The organism is Tianweitania aestuarii, from assembly GCF_018457165.1.
GTDB lineage: Bacteria > Pseudomonadota > Alphaproteobacteria > Rhizobiales > Rhizobiaceae > Tianweitania > Tianweitania aestuarii.
Window position 1 is genome coordinate 463,551 of the sequence record NZ_JAFMNX010000002.1, and the last position, 22,511, is coordinate 486,061.

Here is a 22,511-nt window from a genome sequence, read left to right on the forward strand (position 1 = left end):
GGTGGATGGCATGACAAACAAGCGCTGGGCCTTCGAGGACTTCATCGAAGGCGCCACCATCCCCCTCGGCGAAAAGCATGTCGAAGCCGCTGAGATCGTAGAATTCGCAAGAGAGTTCGACATGCAGCCGATGCATTTGGACGAGGAAGCCGGCAAAAACAGCATCCTCGGCGGTTTGTCGGCGTCCGGCTGGCACACCGTGTCCATGTTCATGCGGCTGATCTGCGATCATTTCCTGCTGGATTCGACTTCGCAGGGCGCGCCGGGCGTCGAATATCTGAAATGGAAGAAACCGGTTCTGGCCGGCGACACGATCCGCGGCGAAGCCACCGTCATGGCCGTGCGCCGCTCGGGATCACGCCCACAGCTCGGCTTCGTGACGTTCCGAAACAGCCTCTACAACCAGCGAAACGATCTCGTGCTGGAGTTCTCGAACACCGGCATGTTCCTGCTGCGCAATCCGGAGCTCGCGGCATGACCCTCGACGATTACTTCTCGATCGGTGTCACGCAAGACATCGGCAGCCATCTCCTCACGGCGAACGAAATCATCGCCTTCGCCAGGAAATTCGACCCGCAGCCGTTCCACATCAGCGAAGAAGGCGCCAAGGGCACCGTTTTCGGCGCCCTTTGCGCGTCCGGCTGGCACACCACCTCCCTGTGGATGCGCCACAACCTCCTTCATCTCACGCCGGTGGAATGGACGGGCACTGGCCCGAAGCCAGAGTTCGGCCCCTCGCCCGGCTTCCAGAACCTGCGCTGGCTGAAACCCGCTTACGCCGGCGACACGATCCGCTTTTCCCGCACCACCACCGGCCACCGCGCCCTTGCATCCCGCCCAGGCTGGCGCCTGCTATCAGGTCAAGGCGAAGCCTTCAACGGCGCAGGCGAAAAGATCATGAGCATGGATACGGCAGTGCTGGTGAAGGTCGCCTGAGATCAGCGGAAGCGCCATTACTGCGGCCAGCCACCTGAAGGCCAATGGCGCGCCGTGTGTATGACACGAAGGATGACGATCCTCTCTTCCCCCTCAACCGCATCCACTGCGTAGGCGATGACATAGGGCAGCCGCGCTACCGACTTTTCATAGGTGCCGACGACCCGCCCCGGACGCCCCGTCGCAACCGTGCCGAGACGATTACCCGCGGCTTCGATCGCCTCGATTAGTCTTTCGGCAGCGTGCGGATCATCTGCTGCGACATAGCGAAGGATCTCGAGCGTGTTATCGAGAGCCGTGCGCGACCAGACAACCGGTCTCATTCTCCGGCATCGTGCCCTTGCTTGGCTTTACCGAGAAGCTGGCGCATCTCGGCGATCGCCTGTTCGTGAGAAACAACGCGACCAGCCTTGGCATCGTCCAAAGCATACGCAACACCGTCGATGACTTGAAGCTCACGCTCGACATAGGCCGCAATGGCCTCACCGGCGAGAAAGGACTTACTGCGCCTCGTATGTGCGGCGATACGATCGAGCTTTTCCTTTGTCTCACTCGGAACTCGGATCGTCATCGTTTCGCTAGACGCCATAACTCACAATCCTTGTGCTCGGATGTACACAACCTAGCACAAGCCGCAAGAAGGCGGAAGCGGAACCCTTTGCCTCAATCAGACGTCGGAAGCCGCCGGATCGTGAACTCGATCACATCGTCGGGACGCTCGAACCAGCTTTCGATTTCCGTCCAGTAAGCCTGCTTGGGCCAGCGGTCGAACCATTCGCGTGCCTTTGCGCGCGCGTCGGTGCGTGGCAGGCGGAAGGTTTCGCGCAGGAAACCATCGCGGGCACGCGTGGCGTTCGTCTCACGCTCTTGAGCGAGACGATGCTTCAGGCCGTCGAGCGGCGGGCGTACCGGCGGGCGCATGCGGAACTCCGTCATTCCACGAGAACGAGCCAACGATGTTAGCTTCAATAGATTAAGGACCTCACCCCGGCTTGACGAGTCATTTGTCGAACCGACGAAACGCAACGCTTGCCGGGTGGGAACAGCCGGGGTAGGTCATGCCACCCCCACCATTCGCAGGACCCCATGAACCGCGACAGCATTCCCGCCGGTTTGCCGGACGATATCGAAGACAAGAAAGCCACCGCGCGCGCGTGGTTCGAGCAGCTGCGCGACCGGATCTGCGCCGGCCTTGAGACCCTGGAAGACGAAGTCACCGGTCAGCACGCCTCCTGGGCGCCAGGCCGATTTGAAAAGAAGCCGTGGCAGCGTGACGAGGGTGCCGGCGGCGGCGGCGTCATGTCGATGATGAACGGCCGCGTGTTCGAAAAGGTCGGCGTCCACACATCCACCGTGCATGGCGAGTTCTCGCCGGAGTTCCGCAAGCAGATGCCCGGCGCCGACGAAGATCCGCGCTTCTGGGCCAGCGGCATTTCGCTGATCTGCCATCCCTGGAACCCCAACGTCCCGGCCGTGCACATGAACACGCGCATGGTGGTGACCTCGCGCCAGTGGTTCGGCGGCGGTGCGGACCTGACGCCGGTGCTGGAACGCCGCCGCACGCAGGAAGACCCGGACAGCCAGGCCTTCCACCGCGCCATGCAGTTCGCCTGCGACAAGCATGAAGCCGTGGCCGACTATCCCCGCCTGAAGGAATGGTGCGACGACTATTTCTACCTGCCGCACCGCAAGGAACATCGCGGCATCGGCGGCATCTTCTTCGACTACCTGCATTCCGAAGGCGAGACCGGCGGATGGGATGCCGATTTCCGCTTCGCGCAGGATGTCGGCCGCTCCTTCCTGATCGTCTACCAGCACATCGTGCGCAAGAACTTCAACGAGAACTGGACCGAAGCCGACCGCGAAGAACAGCTCATCCGCCGCGGCCGCTACGTCGAGTTCAACCTGCTCTACGATCGCGGCACGATCTTCGGACTGAAGACCGGCGGCAACATCGACGCGATCCTGTCCAGCATGCCGCCGGAAGTGAAGTGGCCCTGAATCGGTCTTGAAGTCACCAGCCCTGCCCTCATGTAAGAAAGACCGTCATTGCAAAGGAGGACAAGGCGATGAAGGAATTCCATTGCGGTTCGCTGGTGCCGGGCTGTTCCTGGCACACCAGGCATGAGGAAGAAGCCGAGGTAACGCGGCGTGCGGTCGAGCACATGCGCGAAACGCACGGCGAAACGACCATACGGGAATCGATGGTCGACGCGATCCGCTCCCGGATCGAACGCGTGCGAGACGCCGCTTAAGGCGCCTCGTTCAACACAGCGGCGCGCGCAAGCAGCGCGTCGCGATCAAGGATGAAATCGGAGGCGGACCATTCCGCCTCCAGCTGCTTAAGAAGCCGGCCGAGTTCGGGGCCAGCCGGCACACCTTGCGCCATCAGATCCGCGCCCGAGATCGGGAAGGTCGGGCTTTTCCAGTCTTCCGCGTGACGCAGCAGCGCGTCCAGATGCGCCACATCGCTGCCGGCAGATGACTGGCTGGCGATCTGAAGCTTCAGCCGATCCCTGATGCCCTCACCACTTCCGCCATGAATGCGACGGGCGAGCGCTTCCACCGTTTCCTCTTCCCCCGCAGGGCTCGAACCGGCCCATTCCTCCAGCCGCTTCGTTTCGGCCTTGGACAGCCGCAGGCGCTTGGACAGGCTGTCGATGCGCTCGCTCGTCGGCGGAATGATGCTTGCCAGCCTGAGCAGCGGATCGGCGTCCCAGCCCCTCGCCTGTTCGGCGGCAACGAGCCCGTGGATGGCGTCGATGCCCCACTTCTCGCTTTCGGGCAGAACGAGCGTCAGCACGCCGGTTGTGCGCATCCACAAAAGCGCACGGCTTGGATCGGGTGCAGCCAGCAACTTGCGCATCTCGGTCCAGACCCGTTCGGCCGATAATCCCGTGACGCCATCCTTCAGGCGCGCGCAGGATTTCAAGCCATCGGCATCCGGCCGGCCATGGCCGAACCAGGCAAAAAAGCGGAAGAAGCGAAGAATGCGCAGATAATCTTCGCGGATGCGCTGTTCGGGCTCGCCGATGAAGCGCAGCAGCCGCTTGTCGAGATCGGCCAAACCGCCAACGAGATCGATCACCGTGCCGTCGGCTTCGGCATAAAGCCCGTTGATCGTGAAATCGCGTCGCTCGGCGTCCTTTTGCCAGTCACGACCGAACGCGACCTTGGCATGACGCCCGTCGGTCTCGATGTCGCTGCGCAAGGTTGTGACTTCATAAGGCACGCCATCGGCGATCACCGTAATCGTGCCATGTTCGATGCCAGTGGGAATCGCGCGTAGACCTGCCGCCTCGACGCGGGCGATCGTCTCGTTGGGCAGAACCGTCGTGGCGATGTCGACATCGCCGGTTGTCCGGCCGATCAGCGCGTCGCGCACCGCACCGCCGGCGATCCGGGCTTCCTCGCCATCTGCCTTCAAGGCACTCATCAGGCGCTGCAGGCCCGTTTCTTCGAGAAAGGGCGCGCGGCCGGGAAGAATGGAGGTCAAGCGTAGAGCCTTTCGTAAAGCGTTCGGATGACGCCTGCGGTCACGCCCCAGATATAACGGTCGCCAAAAGGCATCTCGTAGAAGAAGCGCTCGCGCTCCTGCCAGATGCGGCTGCCGCGGGCGTGGTTGGCAGGGTCCATGAGAAAGGCGAGCGGCACTTCAAAGGCCGCATCCACCTCGTCGGGATTGAGAACAAGCTGAAAGCCCGGCTTGATGATGCCGAGCACAGGCGCGATGCGAAAACCGCTGCCGGTGGAATAATCGGGCAAACGGCCGAGCACTTCGATGCGACGGCGATCCAGTCCGATTTCTTCTTCCGTTTCGCGCAATGCCGCGTCTTCGGGCGAGGCATCTTCGGGATCGATACGACCGCCTGGAAACGCGATCTGTCCGGCATGATTGCGCAAACGCTCGGTTCGCTTGGTCAGGATCAGCGAAGCACCGTCGGGATAATCCACCGCCGCAATCATCACGGCGGCAGCGCGCAACTCCGGTTTCACGATCAGGCTGCGGAAATCCGGATTGAGCTGGTGGTCGCCGTAAAAATCGTCTTCCGGCGGCTCACGCTCGATGAAGGCGCGGCGGCGGAAATCCTGCGCGCTGAACACCACCGGCGCGTCCACAACGCTCATGCTTCGGCAACCAGCCGGTCGAGCTGGGCCATGGGCATGACCGGGAAGATCTCGCCCTTGGAGCGCAGAGCAAACATCGGCACGCCATCCACGTCGATCTCTTCGCCAAGCTCAGCCAGCTCATACATCACCGGCCGCGCCACCAGCGCTTCAAGACGGCCGCGCACGAGCAGATAAGGCTTCAAGCCACCGGTTTCCGGCTCATCGACGAAGCGCAGTGGATGCTCAGGGCCCGCCTCGACCACGTCGCCGACATTGGTGCGGAAGGTCAGCACGCGGTCGTTGCCCGCGCCGCTGGCGTTCACTTCCACGGCAATGAAGGGCGCATCCTCGACACGGATGCCGACCTTTTCCACCGGCGTGACGAGATAAGTCTTTCCGTCCTCGTCCTTGCGTAAAACACTGGAAAACAGCTGCACCAGCGGCATGCGGCCGATCGGCGTGCCGAGATAGAACCAGGTGCCATCGCGCTTGATCTCCATGTCGAGATCGCCGCAAAAGTCCGGGTTCCACTTGTCGACGGGTGGAAGCCCCTTGTTTGCTCGGGCGGCGCGGCTGATAAGCGCCTCCAATCCGGCAGGATCACCGGCTTGAGCAAGGCTTGCCGCAGCGTTATTCGATGGGTCTGTCATGAGTCACGAAATAGTCACTGTTGTTTTGCTTGTCAGGTCCTGTGACCCATTTAAGGTTGAACGGACGCGCTTCCAGCCCGTTCGCCAACGTTGCGCAAGAAGCGGACGATCGGACTGCCCGCCGCCAAACATGAAGGACGTCTCGGTATGAGCGTAATCACCAGCGATCTGGCAGCGAGCGAAGCCAAGCCCAGCGATGCGGATATGGTGGCTCAGGCCGAAGCGGCGCTGAAGGAAATCGCCGCCGTTCGTGAAGCGCTGAGCAAGGTTATCTTCGGCCAGGAAAGCGTGATCGAAAAGACCATCGTCGCCGTACTGGCGGGCGGTCACGCCCTGCTCGTCGGCGTTCCCGGTCTGGCGAAAACCAAGCTTGTCGTGACGCTCGGCCAGGTGCTCGGCCTCCAGTCGAACCGCATCCAGTTCACGCCCGATCTCATGCCGTCCGACATTCTCGGCTCCGAAGTGATGGAGCAGGACGAAACCGGTCGCCGCGCCTTCCGCTTCATTCCGGGCCCGATCTTCGCGCAGCTGCTGATGGCCGACGAGATCAACCGCGCCAGCCCGCGCACGCAGTCCGCCCTTCTGCAGTCGATGCAGGAATATCACGTGACCGTTGCCGGCCATCGCCATGACCTGCCAGCGCCCTTCCATGTGCTTGCGACGCAGAACCCGCTGGAACAGGAAGGCACCTATCCCCTGCCGGAAGCGCAGCTCGACCGCTTTCTGATGCAGATCGACATTCTTTATCCCGAACTCGAGGCCGAACGGCGCATCCTTACCGAAACGACCAGCGGCAGCGAGGCCGACGTCGCTGCCGTGCTCGATCCCCAGCGTTTGGCTGCGATCCAACATCTGGTGCGCCGCATGCCGGTTCCCGAAAGCGTGGTGGATGCCATTCTGACGCTGGTGCGCTCGGCGCGTCCGGGTCAGGGCAATGCCGAAACCGACAAACATGTCGCATGGGGTCCCGGCCCCCGCGCATCCCAGGCGCTGACGCTTTGCGCCCGCGCCCGCGCGCTTTACGATGGCCGTCTGGCCCCCTCGATTGACGATGTGCGCGCCTTGGCTGAACCCGTGCTGCAGCACCGCATGGCGCTTTCTTTCGCCGCCCGTGCCGAAGGCATGACCGTTCGCGACGTGGTCGCGAGGCTGACAAAGGCGATCTGATGGCGCGTATCGGCGAGGTTACTCCTCCCGTTGCAACACGCGAAGCGCTGGCCCGCGCCCGCTCGCGCGCATCCCTCGTGCCCGATCTTCTGGTTGAAGCGCGGCGCGTGGTGAACACCGTGATCTCGGGCTGGCACGGCCGCCGCCGGCGCGGTGTCGGCGAAAACTTTTGGCAGTTCCGCCCTTTCGTTGAAGGCGATGCCGTTGCCCGCATCGATTGGCGGCGCTCGGCGCGTGACGATCATACCTATGTCCGCGACCGCGAATGGGAGGCCGCGCACACCGTCTGGCTGTGGGCCGATCCCTCGCCTTCCATGCTCTACAAGTCCACCGTTGCCAGCGTTTCCAAGGAGTCACGAGCGCTGGTGCTGACGCTTGCGCTGGCCGAACTCCTGTCGCGCAGTGGCGAGCGCATCGGCTGGCCGGGTCTCACCGATCCGCTGTCCACCCGCAATGGCGCGGAACGACTGGCGGCGCGCCTCGCCCATGGCACACCCGCCGCGCAACCAGACTTCACCCAGATCCGGCGCTTTTCGGATGTCATCCTCGTGTCCGACTTTCTTGATGAGCCGCAGGACATCAAGGCCTGGCTTGATCCGCTGACCAAGCGTGGCGTGCGCGCGCATCTGATCGAAGTCGCGGACCCCGCCGAAGAAAGCTTTCCTTTTGCCGGCCGCACCGAATTCCAGGATCCCGAAACGGGCGAACGCCTGACGGCCGGCCGTGCCGAAACGCTCGCCGATGATTACCGCAACCAGTATCGCGCCCGACGCGAAGACCTGAGCGCCTGGGCCAAACGGCAAGGCTGGAGCTATACGGTCAACCACACCGATCGGCTGGCATCCGAAGCGCTGGTCACAATTCACATGGCGCTGTCGACCGAACCCGCATTCGGAGGCGCGCGCGCATGAGCTGGCTGCCGCTATCCTTTGGTGCGCCGATGGTTCTGGCCGGGCTGCTTGCTCTGCCCGTAATCTGGTGGCTGTTGCGCCTCACGCCACCCAAGCCGCAGACCGAGACCTTTCCGCCGCTGAGGATCCTGGCCAAGGTTTTGCGCAAGGAAGAGACGCCGCGCTCCAGCCCCTGGTGGCTGACCCTTCTGCGGCTTTTGATGGCAGCCCTCATCATTTTCGCGCTGGCCGATCCCGTGTTCAACCCGCGCGAGCGAATGACGGCGTCCGGTGATGCCGTGGCGATCGTGATGGACAATGGCTGGTCCACCGCGCCCGACTGGGACCGCCGCGTGGCCACCGCCGAACGCCTGATCACCGATGCGGGCGCGGCCGGAAAGCCGGTCGTTCTGGCGCTCACCGCCGAGCCGCCAAGCACCGAAATCGGCCCCTTCGAAGCGGAAGTCGCGCGCGATCATCTGCGCGCCGCCGCGCCCCGCCCCGTGCCGGTCGACCGTGCCGCCACCTTCGGCCGCGTGGCGCAAGCCGTGGCGCAGTTTTCCGCGCCGAGCATCGCCGTTCTGTCGGATGGGCTTGCAGCTGACGGCGACGAACAAGCCTTTGCCGACCTGCTCGGCGACAATCGCAGCGGCCTCGTTTGGGTGACGCCGGAGCGCGTCGCTTCGCTTGCACTGACCGCCGCCGACAACCAGGTCGATGCCTTCCGCGTCACCGCCATCCGCAGCCCCGGCGATCCCGCGCCGCGCAGCGTCACCGCCGGTGCCTTCGACGATCGCGGCCGGCGCATCGGCGATACCACCATCACCTTCGGTGCCGGCGAAACCGCCGCCAGCGGCGAACTGGCCGTGCCGTTCGAACTGCGCAACGATTTCGCTTCCGTGTCGATCGACGGCGAGCCGCAGGCTGGTGCCGTGCGCGTGCTCGACGAGAACGCCAAGCGCCGCCGCGTCGCGCTTCTGTCGCAGTCCGAAGCCGACCGGGCACAGCCACTTCTGTCGCCGCTGTTTTATATCCGCAAGGCGATGGAGCCCTTTGCCGATCTGGTGGAGCCGCAAAGTGCCGATCTCGCGCAGGCAATCCCCCAGCTTCTTGAACAGAAGCCCGCGATGATCGTGATGGCCGATGTCGGCGTCATTCCCGATGCAGCCCGCACCGCCCTCGTGGACTGGGTGCAAAAAGGCGGCACGCTGGTGCGCTTTGCAGGCTCGCGTCTGGCCGCTGCTGGACCGGATGAAGACCTTCTGCCCGTGCGGCTGCGCACCGGCGAACGCGCGCTGGGCGGCACCATGTCGTGGACCGAACCGCAGGCCGTGACCGAATTCCCCGCCGATGGCCCCTTCGCCGATCTCGCACCACCCGCCGAAGTCACCGTCACGCGCCAGGTGCTCGCCGAACCCTCGGCCGATATCGTCGATCACACCTGGGCGACGCTGGCCGATGGCACGCCGCTGGTCACGGGCGCGCGGCGCGGACAAGGAACGGTCGCGCTGTTTCATGTCACGCCGGAAGCAACCTGGTCGAACCTGCCGATCTCAGGCACATTCGTGGAAATGCTGCGCCGCGTTGTGCAGCTGTCGCGCAATCAGGGCCGTGTGGATGGCGGCGCGGAAGCCAACGCCGCCGGCCTGCCGCCTTATCGCATGATCGCGGCCGACGGCACGCTGGTGCCGCCGACGCCGGATGCGCGACCGTTGCCGGCAACCGCCGACGCACGCGTGACGATCGAAAATCCGCCTGGTCTTTATGGCGGCGAGGAAGGTGTCGTGGCGCATAATCTCCTGAAGGCAGATGCGACGCTCGCGCCGATCGTCAGGCCGCAAACCAATCTGCCGGTGACGGAAGCTTCCTATGCCTTCGATCAATCCCGCGATCTGCGCGGCGCACTCTTTGCCCTGGCGCTGCTCCTGATGGTGCTCGACACACTGGCCGTGCTCTGGATGGGCGGAGCCTTCGCCCGCAAACGCCGCCGCAGCGCGCCCGCCGTTTCCGCTGCGATGGCCTTGATCGCGCTCGGCCTCCTTTGGCAGCCGATGCCCGCTTATGCGCAGGACACGCAGCCGAATGATCAGGCGGCGATCGAGGCGATTTCCACCACCCGCATCGCTTATGTCATTACCGGCGATTCGTCCGTGGATGCCATCAGCCGCGCCGGCCTTCTGGGCCTATCCCGTTTTCTCACCGACAAGACCGCTCTCGAACCCGGCGAACCCGCAGGCGTCGACATCGCGACGGATGAACTCTCCTTTTATCCGCTGATCTACTGGCCTGTTGATCCCGACAGCGCGATGCCGAGCGAAGATGCCATTGCCCGTGTAGACGCCTACATGAAGCAGGGCGGCACGGTGCTGTTCGATACGCGCGACCAGTATTCGGCAGGTTTCGACGCCTCAACCACCACGCCGGCCACGCAGCGGCTGCGCGACATCTTGGCCGACCTCAACGTGCCGGCGCTGGAGCCGGTGCCGGAAGACCACGTTCTGACGAAGTCCTTCTTCATCGTCCCCCAATTCCCCGGCCGCTACACCGGCAGCCCGCTCTGGGTGGAAGCCTCCGCCGCTGCCGCCAATCCGGACGACCGTCCGGTGCGCACGGGCGATGGCGTGACACCGATCATGATCACCGGCAACGATCTGGCCGGTGCGTGGGCGATCGACGCCAATGGCGAGCCGATGCTGCCCACCGTTCCCGGCGATCCGATGCAGCGCGAATATGCCCTGCGCGGCGGCGCCAACATCATGATGTATATGCTGACCGGCAACTACAAGTCGGACCAGGTCCACGTACCGGTGCTGCTGGAGCGTCTGGGGCAATGAGGATCATCCTGCTATGACCTGGTCGCTCTCCTTCGAGCCGCTCCTGTCCTGGACCACGCTCGGCCTGCTCGCTATCCCCATGGCGCTGCTGGCCGTGCTCGCTTTGTGGCGTCGGCAGCGCGGCGCCCTGTTTCGCCTGGCAGCTCTGGCAGCCCTTGCCCTTGCCCTGGTGAACCCGGTTCTGCTCGACGAACTGCGCCAACCCCTGAAAAGCGTCGTCGCGCTCGTGGTGGATCGCAGCCAGAGCCAGGATATTCGCGATCGCACCGCCCAGACCGATGCAGCGCTCGCCGAGCTGAAAACCCGCCTCGCCCGCTTCGACCAGTTCGAGGTGCGCGAGATCGATGCCGGTCAGGCGGCTTCAGCGGAAGAACGCACGGACACCAAGCTGTTCGGCGCCCTCGACAGCGCCTTCCGAGACGTCCCGCCGTCACGCATTGCCGGCGCGATCATGGTGACCGACGGTCAGGTCCACGATGTGCCGGCCAACAACAATCCGGGCTTCGACGCACCCGTTCACGCGCTGATCACCGGCGAGGAGGGCGAGCGCGATCGCCGCATCCGGCTGGAAAACGCGCCGCGCTTCGGTCTGGTCGACAAGCCGCTTCCCATGACCTACCGCGTGCTCGACACTGCGGGCCAGGGTGACGCGGTCAATGTGCGCGTGTCGATCAACGGCAATCCGGTGGCAACCGAACGCGCCATCGTCGGCCAACCCGCCACCGTCCAAGTCACCATCCCGACTGCGGGGCGCAACATCGTTGAATTCTCCGTGGAAGGCGTTCAAGGCGAACTCACCACCACGAACAATCGCGCAGTCGCGCTGGTTGACGGCATCCGCGAAAACCTGCGCGTGCTTCTGGTGTCGGGCGAACCCCATGCCGGCGAACGCACATGGCGCAACCTCCTGAAGTCCGATGCCTCCGTCGATCTCGTGCATTTCACGATCCTGCGTCCGCCCGAGAAGCAGGACGGCACGCCGATCAACGAGCTGTCACTGATCGCCTTTCCTACACGCGAACTGTTTGTCGACAAGATCAACGACTTCGATTTGATCATCTTCGACCGCTACCAGCACCGTGATGTGCTGCCGATCCTGTATTACGACTACATCGCGGAATATGTGGAAAACGGCGGCGCGCTGCTGATCGCGGCGGGTCCGGAATATGCCGGCTATCAGTCGATCGCCAACACGCCGCTGATGTCGACCCTGCCCGCTCTGCCCTCCGGCGAAGTGATCGAGGAAGGCTTCTATCCGCGCCTCACCGATCTCGGCCAGCGCCATCCCGTGACGCGCGGTCTGGAAGGTTCGGCGCAGGAACCGCCGCGCTGGAGCCGCTGGTTCCGCCAGATCGGCGTCGACAGCGCGCAAGGCGAAGTGGTGATGAAGGGCGCAGGCGACCGTCCTCTGCTCGTTCTCGAACGAAAGGGCGAAGGTCGCGTCGGCATGTTCCTGTCCGATCAGGGTTGGCTGTGGGCGCGTGGCTATGAGGGCGGCGGCCCGCATGTTTCGCTGTATCGCCGCATCGCCCATTGGCTGATGAAAGAGCCGGAGCTCGAGGAAGAACGTCTGATCGCCGTTGGGCGCGGCATGGTGCTCAACGTCACCCGCCAGACCATGAGCGACGATCCTGGCCCGGCAAGCGTCATTTCTCCGACCGGCCAGCGGCTACAGATCCCGCTGACCTCCAACCAGCCCGGCCTGTTCACCGGCAGCCTGGAAACCGATGAGGTCGGTCTGTACCAGATCGCCAACGGCGACCTGACAGCACTCGCCCATGTCGGACCGCTGAATGCGCCGGAATTTGCCGATGTCGTGTCCACCACCGAGCGGCTTCAGCCGGTTGCGGATGAAACCGGCGGTAGCGTGCGGCGCTTGGAAGGCGGCGTCACGGGATTGAGCCTGCCCAACATCGTGCCGGTGCGCGCCAATGGCGAAACCAGCGGCCGCGACTGGATGGGCCTGCGCGTCACCGACGACAGCGTGCTGCAATCCGTCAGCCGCACGCCCTTGTTCGGCGGCTTCTTCGGCCTTGCTTTGCTGCTGATGGCGATCGGCGCGATGTGGTATCGCGAAGGGCGCTGAACCCTTCGCCTATAAGGCGCGCAAGTAGTAGCGCACGGTCTTCTCGCCGCCATGGATCGCCGCCTCGCCGACTTCCTGGAAGTCGAGCGCTGCATGGAACGCGTCCGACGCCGGGTTCGGCGGCTCGGCGTTCACCTCGCAGCAGATCCGGTCATGTCCAGCCGCCCTGGCGCGCGAAAACAGGTCCTCGTAAAGCAGCCGCGCCAACCCGCGTCCCCGGGCCTTCGGCGAGACAACAATGCGGTCCACATAGATGAAGCGCGGATAGCGCGCCTTGAACCACAGGAAGTTCGGGCTGGTGTAGGCCGCGTCCTGATCGAAGGCGAGCAGGAAAGCGTCGCCCGTCCCAACACGCACGGCATGGAACGCGCCGGCGATCATCGCCGCCAGCTCATCGGCCGAAAGAAGCGACAACTCCTGCGCATGATCGTTGTTGAGCGCGAGGATGGTTGCGTGACTCTCTTCGTCAACGCCTTGAATCAGATCATTCGACATGGAGCGCAACACCTTCAACCCGCAACGGAAAACTGACGCAGCGCCTCGCTGGACGTGATCGCGGCTGACACCGACAGGTTGAGGCTGCGTGCGCCAGGCATCATCGGAATGGTCAGCCGCGCATCGGCCAGCGCATGCACGCTATCCGGCACGCCAGCGGATTCGCGCCCGAACAAAATGATGTCACTGGGTTGAAAGGCGAACTGTGTGTAGGCCACAGCGCCCTTCGTCGTGAGCAAAAGCAGCCGCCGCCCTTCTTGCCTGCGCCACGCATCGAAGGCTTCGAAATCCGTATGCCGGCGCAGTGCGGCCATTTCCAGATAATCCATGCCGGCGCGCTTCAGGTTCTTGTCCGATATGTCGAAGCCGGTCGGCTCGATGATATCGACGGCAACGCCGAGACAGGCGCCGAGCCGCAGCACGGCACCGGTATTGCCGGGGATCTCAGGCTGATAAAGCGCGATGCGCAGATCACTCATGATGCATGTCCGTTAAAGCTGCGCCGCCGATAAGGACGGTGCTCTTGCCTCCCTGGCAAAAAGCGGTTCCCGTGACTGGCCGTTCGCGCGCAACTAGGCTATGAAGCGGCTGACATCAACGCGAACCAGAGGGGACCAGGATGGAAAACATGATCACTGTCAACATTCCACGCGCCCTTCCTCGACCATCGGGCGCCTGACGGCGGCTTCGCGACCTCTTCAAGATCTTCTTCAAGCAACGTCTCGAACTCCCGCCGGACCGTTCTCTTCGTTCCGTAGGTTTTCGCGATGTCTTTCTTCTTGTTCTCCGTCTTTTCCGGTCTTTGCCCGCCTTTCTCCTGACGTTCCGGTCGGGACGACGCATGCCCGGCCCTTTTCATTCCATCATGACCATTCGGCTTCCACGGAAGCCTGCGATCCTTTTTGATACGAGATGCCCCCATGTTCCGCTGGTTCGAATCCCGCCTGAACCCCTTTCCCGCCGAAGAGCCCGTCGAGCCTCCGAAGACGCTTGTCGGCTTTTGCCTCCATTACACCAAGGGCTCCTGGCCCTTCATCATTCTCGCCGCAATCCTGATGGCCGCGATCGCGCTGGCCGAAGTCTGGATGTTCGCCTTCCTCGGCAACATCGTGGACTGGCTGTCGGCGCAAAACCGCGAAACCTTCCTGCAGACCGAAGGCTGGAAGCTGATCGGCATGGGCGCGATCGTGCTGATCGCCTTGCCCGCGACCGTGGTGCTCAATTCGCTGATCAGCCAGCAGACGTTGATGGGCAACTATCCCATGCGCATCCGCTGGCAGGTCCATCGCTATCTCCTGAAGCAGTCGATGAGCTTCTATCAGGACGAGTTCGCCGGCCGCATCGCCACCAAGCTGATGCAGACCGCACTCGCCGTGCGTGAATGCGTCATCAAGCTGATCGACGTGTTGAACTACGTCATTGTCTATTTCCTGGGCGTGTTGTTCATCGTCGGCTCTGCCGATCTGCGCCTGGCAGCTCCGCTGGCCGTCTGGCTCGCGGCCTATGTCGGCCTCCTGTTCTTCTTCGTTCCGCGCCTGGGCAAGGTCGCGGCCGAACAGGCCGATGCGCGCTCGCTGATGACCGGGCGCGTGGTCGACAGCTACACCAATATCCAGACCGTCAAGCTGTTCAGCCACGCCAAGCGCGAGTCGTCTTATGCCCGCGAAGGCATGAGCGATTTCCTTGGAACCGTGTACCGCTCGATGCGGCTGGTGACCGGCCTTTACGGCTCGCTCTACATCATCAACGCGCTGCTTCTGGCCTCCGTCGCCGGCATCGCGCTGTGGCTGTGGCTGGGCGATCTCGTGTCGATCGGCGCCGTTGCCGTGGCGCTCGGCCTCGTGCTGCGCCTTTGGGGCATGTCGCAATGGATCATGTGGGAAGTCTCCGCGCTGTTCGAGAACATCGGCACGGTGCAGGACGGCATCAAATCCATTTCCATGCCGCGTCTGGTGGAAGACAAGCCCGGCGCCAAGCCTCTTGCCGTCACCAAAGGCGAGATCAGCTTCGATCGCGTCGGCTTCCATTACGGCAAGGGCGCAGGCATCATCGGTGACCTGTCGCTGACGATCCGTCCGGGCGAAAAGGTCGGCGTGGTCGGCCGCTCGGGCGCCGGTAAGTCGACGCTGGTGAACCTGCTTCTGCGCTTCTACGACGTGGAAAGCGGCCGCATCCTGATCGACGGTCAGGACATCGCCGATGTTCAGCAGGACAGTCTGCGCGCCATGATCGGCATGGTCACGCAGGACACCTCGCTTCTGCATCGCTCGGTGCGCGACAACATCCTCTATGGCCGCCCCGATGCCGATGATGCGATGGTGGCAAAGGCTGCCGAACGCGCCTCCGCCGAGACCTTCATTGCTTCCCTGCGCGATCACGTCGGGCGTACCGGCTATGACGCTCATGTCGGCGATCGCGGTGTCAAACTGTCCGGCGGCCAACGCCAGCGCATCGCCATTGCCCGTGTCATGCTCAAGGATGCGCCGATCCTGATCCTTGATGAAGCCACCTCAGCGTTGGACTCGGAGGTCGAGGCGGCCATCCAGGAGAACCTTTATCGCCTGATGGAAGGCAAGACGGTGATCGCCATCGCGCACCGCCTGTCCACCATCGCGGCCATGGATCGCCTGATCGTCATGGATCGCGGCCGGGTGATCGAGGAAGGCACGCATGATGCGCTGGTGGCGCAGGGCGGGCTCTATGCCCAGCTTTGGCAGCGCCAGTCCGGCGGCTTCCTCCTGCAGGAAGAAGCCGAGACGATTGCGGCGCAGGCCGAGCGTCCTCGCGATATGGCAGCAGAATAAGAGGGTGCGGGGTGTCCGTTGTGCCTGGCGAACACTATCTTGAGCCTGTGCAAAACACCCCCACCCCTTCCGCTGATCGCGCATCCCTGAGCGAACGCGCCTGGCAGCGTGCCGAGAACGTCATCGATCCGTTCGGCGATACGCCGCGCGAAGTGCTGCCGCGCGACGCCTGGGCGTTCATTCTGTTCTTCGCCAAACAGGCGAAGGCGCCCTTCATCCTGCTTCTGATCGCCGGCGGTTTGTCGGGCGCCGTGGATGCCGCGCTCTATTGGTCGGTCGGCTGGCTCATCGACATTCTCGACACTGCCAATCCCACGACCCTGGTGTCCGATTACTGGCCGCAGCTCATGGTGTTTCTCGTGCTCGTCCTGTTCGTGCGCGCCGTGATCATGATCGGCAATGCCGTGGTCGAGCAGCAGGTCGTGGTGCCGAACTTCTACCAGCTGGTGCGCTGGCAGGCGTTCCGACGCGTGATCGACCAACCCTACGAGTTCTACCAGAACGATTTCGCCGGCCGCATCGCTACCAAGATCCTGCAGGGCGGCGAAGCCACGGGCGATTTCATCACCTCGTCGCTCCAGACCATGTGGAGCTTCATCACCTTCCTGATCCTGGCCGCCACGATCCTGTCGACCCTCGATCCGCTCATGGCGGTCGTTCTGGCGATCTGGCTCGCGAGTTACCTCGCCGCCGCCTGGTATCTCCTGCCACCGCTGCGCGCGGCCGGCCGCAAGACCGCGGACGAGCGCTCCCTCGTCAACGGTCGTCTGGTGGATGCCTTCACCAACATCATGGCCGTGAAGCTGTTCGACAGCGGTGGGCGCGAACATGGCTTCGTGCGCGAAGGCATGGCGCAGTATCTGACCGCCGTGAAGCAGATGACGCGCGGCATCACCCGTGTGCGCGGCGCGGTTGCCATCCTCAACGGCTTCATGATGGCGGGCGTTGCCCTGCTTGCGATCTATTCGTGGCAGGTGGGCGAAGCCTCGACCGGTCAGGTCGCCACCGCCATCGGTCTCGTGTTCCGGCTGAACCAGATGTCGGGCTACATGATGTTCAACATCAACGGCCTGATCCGCTCCTTTGCCACCGTGCAGGACGCCACCGGCACGATTTCAGTGAAGCCCGGCATTCAGGACGCGCCGGATGCAACCATCGCCCCCCGTGCTTCCGGCGATCTGCGCTTCGACGATGTGTCATTTCATTACGGCAAGGCCGGCGGGATCATCGACCACCTCAACCTGCACATCAAGCCGGGCGAGCGCGTAGCGCTGGTTGGCCCGTCGGGCGCCGGCAAGACCACGCTGGTGAACCTGGCATTGCGCCTGTTTGACATCGAACACGGCCGCATCCTGCTCGACAACAACGACATCCGCAGCCTAACCCAGTCATCACTGCGCCAGCAGTTCGGCGTCGTCAGCCAGGATCCGATGCTGATGCACCGTTCGATCCGCGACAACATCGCTTATGGCCGCCCCGATGCCACGGAAGCCGAAATCATCGCCGCTGCCACACAGGCCAAAGCGCATGATTTCATCCTCGGCGTTCGCGATCCGAAGGGCCGCACCGGCTATGACGCCCATGTCGGCGAGCGCGGCGTGAAATTGTCCGGTGGCCAGCGTCAGCGCATCGCGATCGCCCGCATGATGCTGAAGAACGCCCCGATCCTCGTGCTGGACGAAGCGACATCCGCGCTGGATTCCGAGGTCGAAGCGGCGATCCAGGAAAGCCTGGGCGAGCTCATGCACGGCAAGACGGTGATCGCCATTGCCCACCGCCTGTCGACGATCGCAGCCCTCGACCGCATCGTGGTTCTGGACGGCGGCCGAATCGTGGAAGAAGGCACGCATGAGAAGCTTATTGCCAGCGACGGTCTGTATTCACAGCTTTGGAAGCGCCAGTCAGGCGGCTTCCTGGCCGATCGGCTCGCCGCGGAATAGCGCGCCATGAGCCTTCGCCCACCGTCCCAGTTCGGCAACATGCATCCCGGCGACGTGCTTTTCGATGCGCTGAACACCGAGATCGCCGGAGAAAAGGCTACTGCACTCGGCCGCGCCGGCACCAAAGCCGCCAAAGCCCTTGCAGCACTTGCCGAAGCCGGCCCGGATCACCCCGACCGCCCCGCCTTGCTGAAGGCTGCAGCCGATGCCGTGCACGGCTTCTTCATCCAGCGCGAACTTTGTGGCATGCGCCGCCATGATGGCGTCATTCGCGATCTCGCCATACCCCAGGCCGTTCTCGTCAGGATGGGCGCAAAATAAAGCAGGCGCCGAATTTGTGAGGCCTGGCAATTACTTGCAACAATGTTGCGACAAACTGCCCACCCTTTCCGCGCGCGTATGGACAACCCCCTCCTAGACGCCTAGAAAATGCCGCAAACTACCAGGGATTCCGTGGCGGCTTCACGGCGCGCGTGCATGAACTGATAGTCCCAGCCGGCGCACCGCGCCGACAAGGTGATCAGACAACGGAGCCATTGGCTCGACGGTCAGGAGGAATATTCCGTGAGCGCAAACGAAACCGCCGAACCGACCCGGCGCGATTTCCTGTATATCGCGACAGGCATGGCAGGTGTCGTGGCCGCTGCAAGCGTGGCCTGGCCCTTTATCGACCAGATGCGTCCGGACGCATCCACGCTGGCGCTCGCCACGGTGGATGTCGACGTGTCCAGCGTCGAAGAGGGCATGTCGATCACCGCAAAATGGCGCGGCAAGCCGATCTTCATCCGCAACCGCACGGCTGCAGAGATCGAAGAGGCCAAGGAAGTCCCGCTGACCGAGCTCAAGGACCCGATCGCCCGCAACGCCAATATTCCAGCCGATGCCCAGGCGACCGACATCGATCGGTCCGCCGGTGAAGGCAAGGAAAACTGGATCGTTATGGTCGGCTCCTGCACCCATCTCGGCTGCGTGCCGCTCGGCCAGTCCGGCGATTTCGGCGGCTGGTTCTGCCCATGCCACGGCTCGCACTACGATACGGCCGGACGCATTCGCAAAGGCCCTGCCCCGGAGAACCTGGCTGTTCCGACGTTCGAGTTCATCTCGGACACAACGATCCGTATCGGCTGAGTGAGAGACAGTAGACCATGAGCGCTGGACATTCGACCTATACGCCGACGAGCGGGTTGGGACGCTGGGTAGATGCACGCATGCCGCTTCCGCGGCTGGTGCATGACAGCTTTGTGTCGTTCCCTATTCCGCGTAACCTGAACTACGCCTACACGTTCGGCGGCATTCTGAGCATCATGCTGGTGGTTCAGATCCTCACCGGCGTCGTGCTGGCGATGCACTACACCGCTTCTACGCTTCTTGCCTTCGACTCCGTCGAAAAGATCATGCGCGACGTGAACTCGGGTTGGCTCCTGCGCTACCTGCATTCCAACGGCGCATCCATGTTCTTCTTCGCCGTGTTCATCCACATCTTCCGTGGCCTGTATTACGGCTCCTACAAGGCGCCGCGCGAACTGCTTTGGATCCTCGGCTGCATCATCTTCCTTCTGATGATGGCTGCAGGCTTCATGGGTTATGTTCTGCCTTGGGGTCAGATGAGCTTCTGGGGTGCAACGGTCATCACCGGCTTCTTTACGGCCATTCCGTTGGTCGGCGAGTGGGTTCAGCAGCTGTTGCTAGGTGGCTTTGCAGTCGACAATCCGACTCTGAACCGCTTCTTCTCGCTCCACTACCTCATCCCCTTCATGATTGCCGGCGTGGTTGTGCTGCATATCTGGGCGCTGCATGTCACCGGCCAGACCAACCCGACGGGCATCGAGATCAAGTCGAAGACCGACAGCCTTCCCTTCACGCCATATGCGACCATCAAGGACGCGTTGGGCATGGTGGTGTTCCTGCTGCTCTTTGCTTACTTCGTGTTCTACCTGCCGAACTATCTCGGCCATCCCGACAACTACATCGTCGCCAATCCGTTGAAGACGCCGGCTCATATCGTTCCGGAATGGTACTTCCTGCCGTTCTACGCGATCCTGCGTGCCATCACCTTCAACATCGGCCCGATCGATTCCAAGCTCGGCGGCGTGCTGGCGATGTTCGGTTCCATCGCGGTGCTGTTCTTCGTGCCGTGGCTCGACACGTCGAAGGTGCGCTCGGCCGTATATCGCCCCTGGTACAAGCTGTTCTTCTGGCTCTTCGTGGTGGATGCCATCCTGCTCGGCTGGCTCGGCTCGCGTCCGGCAGAACCGATCTACGTGGTCATGGCTCAGATCGCGACGCTCTATTACTTCGGCTTCTTCCTCGTCATCATGCCGGTTCTCGGCCTGATCGAGACGCCGCGTCGCCTGCCGAACTCGATCACCGAAGCGGTGCTCGCGAAGAACCACGGAAGTGCTGCGGCACATCCGGCGGGCGCAGCTGCTGCGCCTGAGACCAAGGCTTGAGCCCAGGACTCGAAAGGACCACATGATGAAGAAGATCCTCTCGGGACTGGCCGCGCTTTGCCTTGGCGCAACGATGGCCACCGCTGCACTCTCGCAGGAAGAAGCGCACCACGACGAAGCGAACCCGACGCATTTCCCCATCCACCGCCCCGCGGAAATGGACTGGAGCTTCGCGGGTCCGTTTGGCCGCTACGACAAGGGCCAGCTGCAGCGCGGTCTCAAGGTCTACAAGGAAGTCTGCTCGGCCTGCCATTCGCTGCGCCTCGTCTCCTTCCGCACGCTGGAAGACCTCGGCTATTCCGACGAACAGGTTCGGGCGCTTGCGGCCGAATATGAAGTCACGGACGGCCCGAACGCGGACGGCGAGATGTTCACCCGCGCCGCACTGCCGTCGGACCACTTCCCGTCGCCTTATCCGAACGATGAAGCCGCTGCCGCTTCCAACAACGGTGCGGCCCCGCCGGACCTGTCGCTGATGGCCAAGGCCCGCACCGTGGAACGCGGCTTCCCGCGTTTCGTGTTCGACGTCTTCACGCAGTACCAGGAAGGCGGCCCGGACTATGTCCACGCGCTGCTGACCGGTTACGGCCAGACGCCGCCGGAAGGCATGGATATCCCTGAAGGCACGCACTACAACCCCTACTTCATTGCGGCCAAGTCGCTCGCCATGCCGCAGCCGATCTCGGACGATCAGGTGACCTATGACGATGGTATGCCGCAAACGGTCGACCAATATTCGCGCGACGTTTCGGCCTTCCTGATGTGGGCTGCCGAGCCGCATCTCGACGAGCGCAAGATGATCGGCTTCCGCGTCATCATCTTCCTGCTGCTCTTCATCGGCCTTGTTTGGATGACCAAGCGCAAGGTTTGGGCAGGCGTGGCGCACTGAGCCTCGCATAATCAAATGAACTGTGAGAAGGCGCCTTCCGGCGCCTTTTCTTTTGTTTCCCGAGCGCACAAGGTGCCAGCCATGAAGCACTCCCTCGAAGAGTTTCTCGATCAGGCGATCCGCACGATCCCGGATTATCCCAAGCCCGGCGTGCAGTTCCGCGATATCACCACCCTGCTCGGCAATGCCCGTGCCTTTCGCCGTGCGATCGACGAGCTGGTGCATCCTTATGCCGGTCTCAAGGTCGATAAGGTCGCCGGTATCGAGGCGCGCGGCTTCATTCTCGGCGGCGCGATGGCGCATCAGCTGTCATCAGGCTTCGTGCCGATCCGCAAGAAGGGCAAGCTGCCGCATGAAACCGTGCGCGTGGCCTACAGCCTGGAATACGGCGTCGACGAGATGGAGATGCATCGCGACGCCGTGAAGCCCGGCGAGCGTGTGATCCTGGTGGACGACCTCATCGCCACCGGCGGCACGGCCGAAGGCGCGGTCAAGCTGTTGACGCAGATGGGCGCGGAGATCGTTTCAGCCTGCTTCGTGATCGATCTGCCGGAACTCGGCGGCCGCAAGAAGCTGGAAGCGCTCGGCGTCGAGGTCAACACGCTGATCGCCTTCGACGGCCACTGAACCCGGTCAGCTTGCCGCGCGCAACGGTTCGGCAGGCAGCGCATCCGTGGATGGCTCGGGCCTTTCGATCTCGGGCCGGATGATCCGATCGGCATGATCGAGCGGCCCGCGCAGCCGCGCAACCGATCCCGGCACGAACTCGCAGGCAAGCAGCCGATACGGATCAACCGGACGCGGCATCTCGATCTGGTTGAACGGAACGCGCTGAAAACCAAGCGGCCCATAATAAGGTCCGTCACCCACCAGCATCACAACCGGTGAACGGGCAAGCCTTGCAGCATCGAGCGACAAGGCCACCAGCGTCCGGCCGATCCCCGCGCTCTTGAAGGCGGGCCGTACCGCAAGCGGTCCCAGCATATGCCCCCTGCCCTCGCCGGCGGCGATCGGCGTCAACCGAACGGAGCCCACCACCTGATCCCCAGCCATCGCGACAAACGACAGCTTGCGATCATGCGATCCGCCTTCGCGGATCTTGTAGGCCGCGCGCGCGAAACGACCGGGCCCGAAAGCCTCGTCATTGATGGCGTCGATTTCAGCGTCGTGTGCAGGCAGTTCGGCCAGGTAGGCGATGGCACCAGGAAACATGAGGATACGTCCGAGAGAAGGGTCTTGCGTGCCGCGCAAGGGCGCGAC

Annotated in this window: 24 protein-coding genes; 15 read left to right on the forward strand and 9 right to left on the reverse strand. The window is 63.3% G+C overall.

The window, feature by feature from the left end; translation table 11 throughout:
- Positions 1-10 precede the first annotated feature (10 nt).
- Positions 11-478: a MaoC family dehydratase gene (locus tag JYU29_RS10285; RefSeq protein WP_213984707.1), complete on the forward strand. Its 468-nt coding sequence runs from the start codon at positions 11-13 to the stop codon at positions 476-478.
- Positions 475-936: a MaoC/PaaZ C-terminal domain-containing protein gene (locus JYU29_RS10290; RefSeq protein ID WP_213984708.1), complete on the forward strand. Its 462-nt coding sequence runs from the start codon at positions 475-477 to the stop codon at positions 934-936. The genes JYU29_RS10285 and JYU29_RS10290 overlap by 4 nt, the downstream gene beginning before the upstream one ends.
- Positions 937-953: 17 nt before the next feature.
- On the opposite strand, the gene JYU29_RS10295 is transcribed toward JYU29_RS10290, so the two are convergent.
- The 3 genes from JYU29_RS10295 to JYU29_RS10305 all read right to left on the reverse strand — a co-directional run bounded on the left by JYU29_RS10295 (position 954) and on the right by JYU29_RS10305 (position 1,857).
- Positions 954-1,259, reverse strand: coding sequence for a type II toxin-antitoxin system RelE/ParE family toxin (locus JYU29_RS10295; RefSeq protein WP_213984709.1), 306 nt, complete (start codon positions 1,257-1,259; stop codon positions 954-956).
- Entirely contained in the window at positions 1,256-1,525 is a 270-nt protein-coding gene (locus tag JYU29_RS10300; RefSeq protein ID WP_213984710.1) for a CopG family ribbon-helix-helix protein, read from the reverse strand. Before JYU29_RS10300 ends, JYU29_RS10295 begins: the two co-directional genes overlap by 4 nt.
- 74 nt (positions 1,526-1,599) lie before the next feature.
- Complete coding sequence (locus JYU29_RS10305; RefSeq protein ID WP_213984711.1) at positions 1,600-1,857, reverse strand: hypothetical protein; 258 nt, start codon at positions 1,855-1,857, stop codon at positions 1,600-1,602.
- A 165-nt stretch (positions 1,858-2,022) separates the two neighbouring features.
- Here JYU29_RS10305 and hemF point away from each other — a divergent pair, with 165 nt between their 5' ends.
- Both hemF and JYU29_RS10315 read left to right on the forward strand, forming a co-directional pair.
- Entirely contained in the window at positions 2,023-2,937 is a 915-nt protein-coding gene (gene hemF / locus JYU29_RS10310; protein ID WP_213984712.1) for an oxygen-dependent coproporphyrinogen oxidase, read from the forward strand.
- Between the two features lie 68 nt (positions 2,938-3,005).
- Entirely contained in the window at positions 3,006-3,191 is a 186-nt protein-coding gene (locus JYU29_RS10315; protein ID WP_213984713.1) for a DUF1059 domain-containing protein, read from the forward strand.
- On the opposite strand, the gene JYU29_RS10320 is transcribed toward JYU29_RS10315, so the two are convergent.
- The 3 genes from JYU29_RS10320 to JYU29_RS10330 are packed head-to-tail and all read right to left on the reverse strand — an operon-like array spanning position 3,188 to position 5,696.
- Entirely contained in the window at positions 3,188-4,432 is a 1,245-nt protein-coding gene (locus JYU29_RS10320) for a CCA tRNA nucleotidyltransferase (RefSeq protein WP_250157332.1), read from the reverse strand. The genes JYU29_RS10315 and JYU29_RS10320 overlap by 4 nt on opposite strands.
- On the reverse strand, positions 4,429-5,064 hold the full coding sequence (locus JYU29_RS10325) for a CoA pyrophosphatase (RefSeq protein ID WP_213984714.1): 636 nt from the start codon (positions 5,062-5,064) through the stop codon (positions 4,429-4,431). The genes JYU29_RS10320 and JYU29_RS10325 overlap by 4 nt, the downstream gene beginning before the upstream one ends.
- Positions 5,061-5,696, reverse strand: coding sequence for a DUF1285 domain-containing protein (locus JYU29_RS10330; protein WP_213984715.1), 636 nt, complete (start codon positions 5,694-5,696; stop codon positions 5,061-5,063). Before JYU29_RS10330 ends, JYU29_RS10325 begins: the two co-directional genes overlap by 4 nt.
- Before the next feature lie 147 nt (positions 5,697-5,843).
- Here JYU29_RS10330 and JYU29_RS10335 point away from each other — a divergent pair, with 147 nt between their 5' ends.
- The 4 genes from JYU29_RS10335 to JYU29_RS10350 are packed head-to-tail and all read left to right on the forward strand — an operon-like array spanning position 5,844 to position 12,673.
- A complete protein-coding gene (locus JYU29_RS10335; RefSeq protein ID WP_213984716.1) occupies positions 5,844-6,863 on the forward strand; it encodes an AAA family ATPase in 1,020 nt (339 codons plus the stop codon).
- Entirely contained in the window at positions 6,863-7,774 is a 912-nt protein-coding gene (locus JYU29_RS10340; RefSeq protein ID WP_213984717.1) for a DUF58 domain-containing protein, read from the forward strand. Before JYU29_RS10335 ends, JYU29_RS10340 begins: the two co-directional genes overlap by 1 nt.
- Positions 7,771-10,587 (forward strand): DUF4159 domain-containing protein, encoded by a 2,817-nt coding sequence (locus tag JYU29_RS10345; RefSeq protein WP_213984718.1) that lies wholly within the window; start codon positions 7,771-7,773, stop codon positions 10,585-10,587. The genes JYU29_RS10340 and JYU29_RS10345 overlap by 4 nt, the downstream gene beginning before the upstream one ends.
- A gap of 13 nt (positions 10,588-10,600) precedes the next feature.
- Positions 10,601-12,673 (forward strand): hypothetical protein, encoded by a 2,073-nt coding sequence (locus JYU29_RS10350; protein ID WP_213984719.1) that lies wholly within the window; start codon positions 10,601-10,603, stop codon positions 12,671-12,673.
- A 9-nt stretch (positions 12,674-12,682) separates the two neighbouring features.
- Here the strand turns inward: JYU29_RS10350 and JYU29_RS10355 are convergent, their stop codons facing one another.
- Complete coding sequence (locus JYU29_RS10355) at positions 12,683-13,168, reverse strand: GNAT family N-acetyltransferase (RefSeq protein ID WP_213984720.1); 486 nt, start codon at positions 13,166-13,168, stop codon at positions 12,683-12,685.
- Between the two features lie 14 nt (positions 13,169-13,182).
- Positions 13,183-13,647 (reverse strand): tRNA (cytidine(34)-2'-O)-methyltransferase, encoded by a 465-nt coding sequence (locus JYU29_RS10360; protein ID WP_213984721.1) that lies wholly within the window; start codon positions 13,645-13,647, stop codon positions 13,183-13,185.
- A gap of 441 nt (positions 13,648-14,088) precedes the next feature.
- Between JYU29_RS10360 and JYU29_RS10365 the strand changes: the two genes are divergently transcribed.
- From JYU29_RS10365 to JYU29_RS10395, 7 genes are all read left to right on the forward strand, one after another.
- Entirely contained in the window at positions 14,089-15,972 is a 1,884-nt protein-coding gene (locus JYU29_RS10365) for an ABC transporter ATP-binding protein (protein ID WP_213984722.1), read from the forward strand.
- A gap of 86 nt (positions 15,973-16,058) precedes the next feature.
- The gene (locus tag JYU29_RS10370; protein ID WP_213985032.1) at positions 16,059-17,912 is read left to right on the forward strand and encodes an ABC transporter ATP-binding protein; all 1,854 of its coding nucleotides are present in this window, start codon (positions 16,059-16,061) and stop codon (positions 17,910-17,912) included.
- Positions 17,913-17,918: 6 nt separating this feature from the next.
- Positions 17,919-18,233 carry a DUF6665 family protein gene (locus JYU29_RS10375; protein ID WP_213984723.1) on the forward strand — a complete coding sequence of 105 codons (315 nt, stop codon included), beginning with the start codon at positions 17,919-17,921 and terminating at the stop codon, positions 18,231-18,233.
- Positions 18,234-18,476: 243 nt separating this feature from the next.
- Entirely contained in the window at positions 18,477-19,040 is a 564-nt protein-coding gene (gene petA, locus JYU29_RS10380) for a ubiquinol-cytochrome c reductase iron-sulfur subunit (protein ID WP_213984724.1), read from the forward strand.
- 17 nt (positions 19,041-19,057) lie between these two features.
- Entirely contained in the window at positions 19,058-20,362 is a 1,305-nt protein-coding gene (locus JYU29_RS10385) for a cytochrome b (RefSeq protein ID WP_213984725.1), read from the forward strand.
- A 73-nt stretch (positions 20,363-20,435) separates the two neighbouring features.
- Positions 20,436-21,251 carry a cytochrome c1 gene (locus tag JYU29_RS10390; protein WP_250157391.1) on the forward strand — a complete coding sequence of 272 codons (816 nt, stop codon included), beginning with the start codon at positions 20,436-20,438 and terminating at the stop codon, positions 21,249-21,251.
- An 81-nt stretch (positions 21,252-21,332) separates the two neighbouring features.
- Positions 21,333-21,878: an adenine phosphoribosyltransferase gene (locus JYU29_RS10395; protein WP_213984726.1), complete on the forward strand. Its 546-nt coding sequence runs from the start codon at positions 21,333-21,335 to the stop codon at positions 21,876-21,878.
- 6 nt (positions 21,879-21,884) lie between these two features.
- Here the strand turns inward: JYU29_RS10395 and JYU29_RS10400 are convergent, their stop codons facing one another.
- The gene (locus JYU29_RS10400) at positions 21,885-22,463 is read right to left on the reverse strand and encodes a GNAT family N-acetyltransferase (RefSeq protein WP_213984727.1); all 579 of its coding nucleotides are present in this window, start codon (positions 22,461-22,463) and stop codon (positions 21,885-21,887) included.
- Positions 22,464-22,511: the final 48 nt, after the last annotated feature.

Coding starts and splice junctions, on each gene's coding strand:
- JYU29_RS10315 (WP_213984713.1), top strand. CDS start 3,006: ATGAAGGAATTCCATTGCGGTTCGCTGGTGCCGGGCTGTTCCTGGCAC.
- JYU29_RS10365 (WP_213984722.1), top strand. CDS start 14,089: ATGTTCCGCTGGTTCGAATCCCGCCTGAACCCCTTTCCCGCCGAAGAG.
- JYU29_RS10400 (WP_213984727.1), bottom strand. CDS start 22,463: ATGTTTCCTGGTGCCATCGCCTACCTGGCCGAACTGCCTGCACACGAC.
- JYU29_RS10335 (WP_213984716.1), top strand. CDS start 5,844: ATGAGCGTAATCACCAGCGATCTGGCAGCGAGCGAAGCCAAGCCCAGC.
- JYU29_RS10395 (WP_213984726.1), top strand. CDS start 21,333: ATGAAGCACTCCCTCGAAGAGTTTCTCGATCAGGCGATCCGCACGATC.
- JYU29_RS10360 (WP_213984721.1), bottom strand. CDS start 13,647: ATGAGTGATCTGCGCATCGCGCTTTATCAGCCTGAGATCCCCGGCAAT.
- JYU29_RS10350 (WP_213984719.1), top strand. CDS start 10,601: ATGACCTGGTCGCTCTCCTTCGAGCCGCTCCTGTCCTGGACCACGCTC.
- JYU29_RS10285 (WP_213984707.1), top strand. CDS start 11: ATGACAAACAAGCGCTGGGCCTTCGAGGACTTCATCGAAGGCGCCACC.
- JYU29_RS10290 (WP_213984708.1), top strand. CDS start 475: ATGACCCTCGACGATTACTTCTCGATCGGTGTCACGCAAGACATCGGC.
- JYU29_RS10345 (WP_213984718.1), top strand. CDS start 7,771: ATGAGCTGGCTGCCGCTATCCTTTGGTGCGCCGATGGTTCTGGCCGGG.
- hemF (WP_213984712.1), top strand. CDS start 2,023: ATGAACCGCGACAGCATTCCCGCCGGTTTGCCGGACGATATCGAAGAC.
- JYU29_RS10375 (WP_213984723.1), top strand. CDS start 17,919: ATGAGCCTTCGCCCACCGTCCCAGTTCGGCAACATGCATCCCGGCGAC.
- JYU29_RS10390 (WP_250157391.1), top strand. CDS start 20,436: ATGGCCACCGCTGCACTCTCGCAGGAAGAAGCGCACCACGACGAAGCG.
- JYU29_RS10325 (WP_213984714.1), bottom strand. CDS start 5,064: ATGAGCGTTGTGGACGCGCCGGTGGTGTTCAGCGCGCAGGATTTCCGC.
- JYU29_RS10305 (WP_213984711.1), bottom strand. CDS start 1,857: ATGCGCCCGCCGGTACGCCCGCCGCTCGACGGCCTGAAGCATCGTCTC.
- JYU29_RS10340 (WP_213984717.1), top strand. CDS start 6,863: ATGGCGCGTATCGGCGAGGTTACTCCTCCCGTTGCAACACGCGAAGCG.
- JYU29_RS10355 (WP_213984720.1), bottom strand. CDS start 13,168: ATGTCGAATGATCTGATTCAAGGCGTTGACGAAGAGAGTCACGCAACC.
- JYU29_RS10385 (WP_213984725.1), top strand. CDS start 19,058: ATGAGCGCTGGACATTCGACCTATACGCCGACGAGCGGGTTGGGACGC.
- JYU29_RS10300 (WP_213984710.1), bottom strand. CDS start 1,525: ATGGCGTCTAGCGAAACGATGACGATCCGAGTTCCGAGTGAGACAAAG.
- JYU29_RS10330 (WP_213984715.1), bottom strand. CDS start 5,696: ATGACAGACCCATCGAATAACGCTGCGGCAAGCCTTGCTCAAGCCGGT.
- JYU29_RS10295 (WP_213984709.1), bottom strand. CDS start 1,259: ATGAGACCGGTTGTCTGGTCGCGCACGGCTCTCGATAACACGCTCGAG.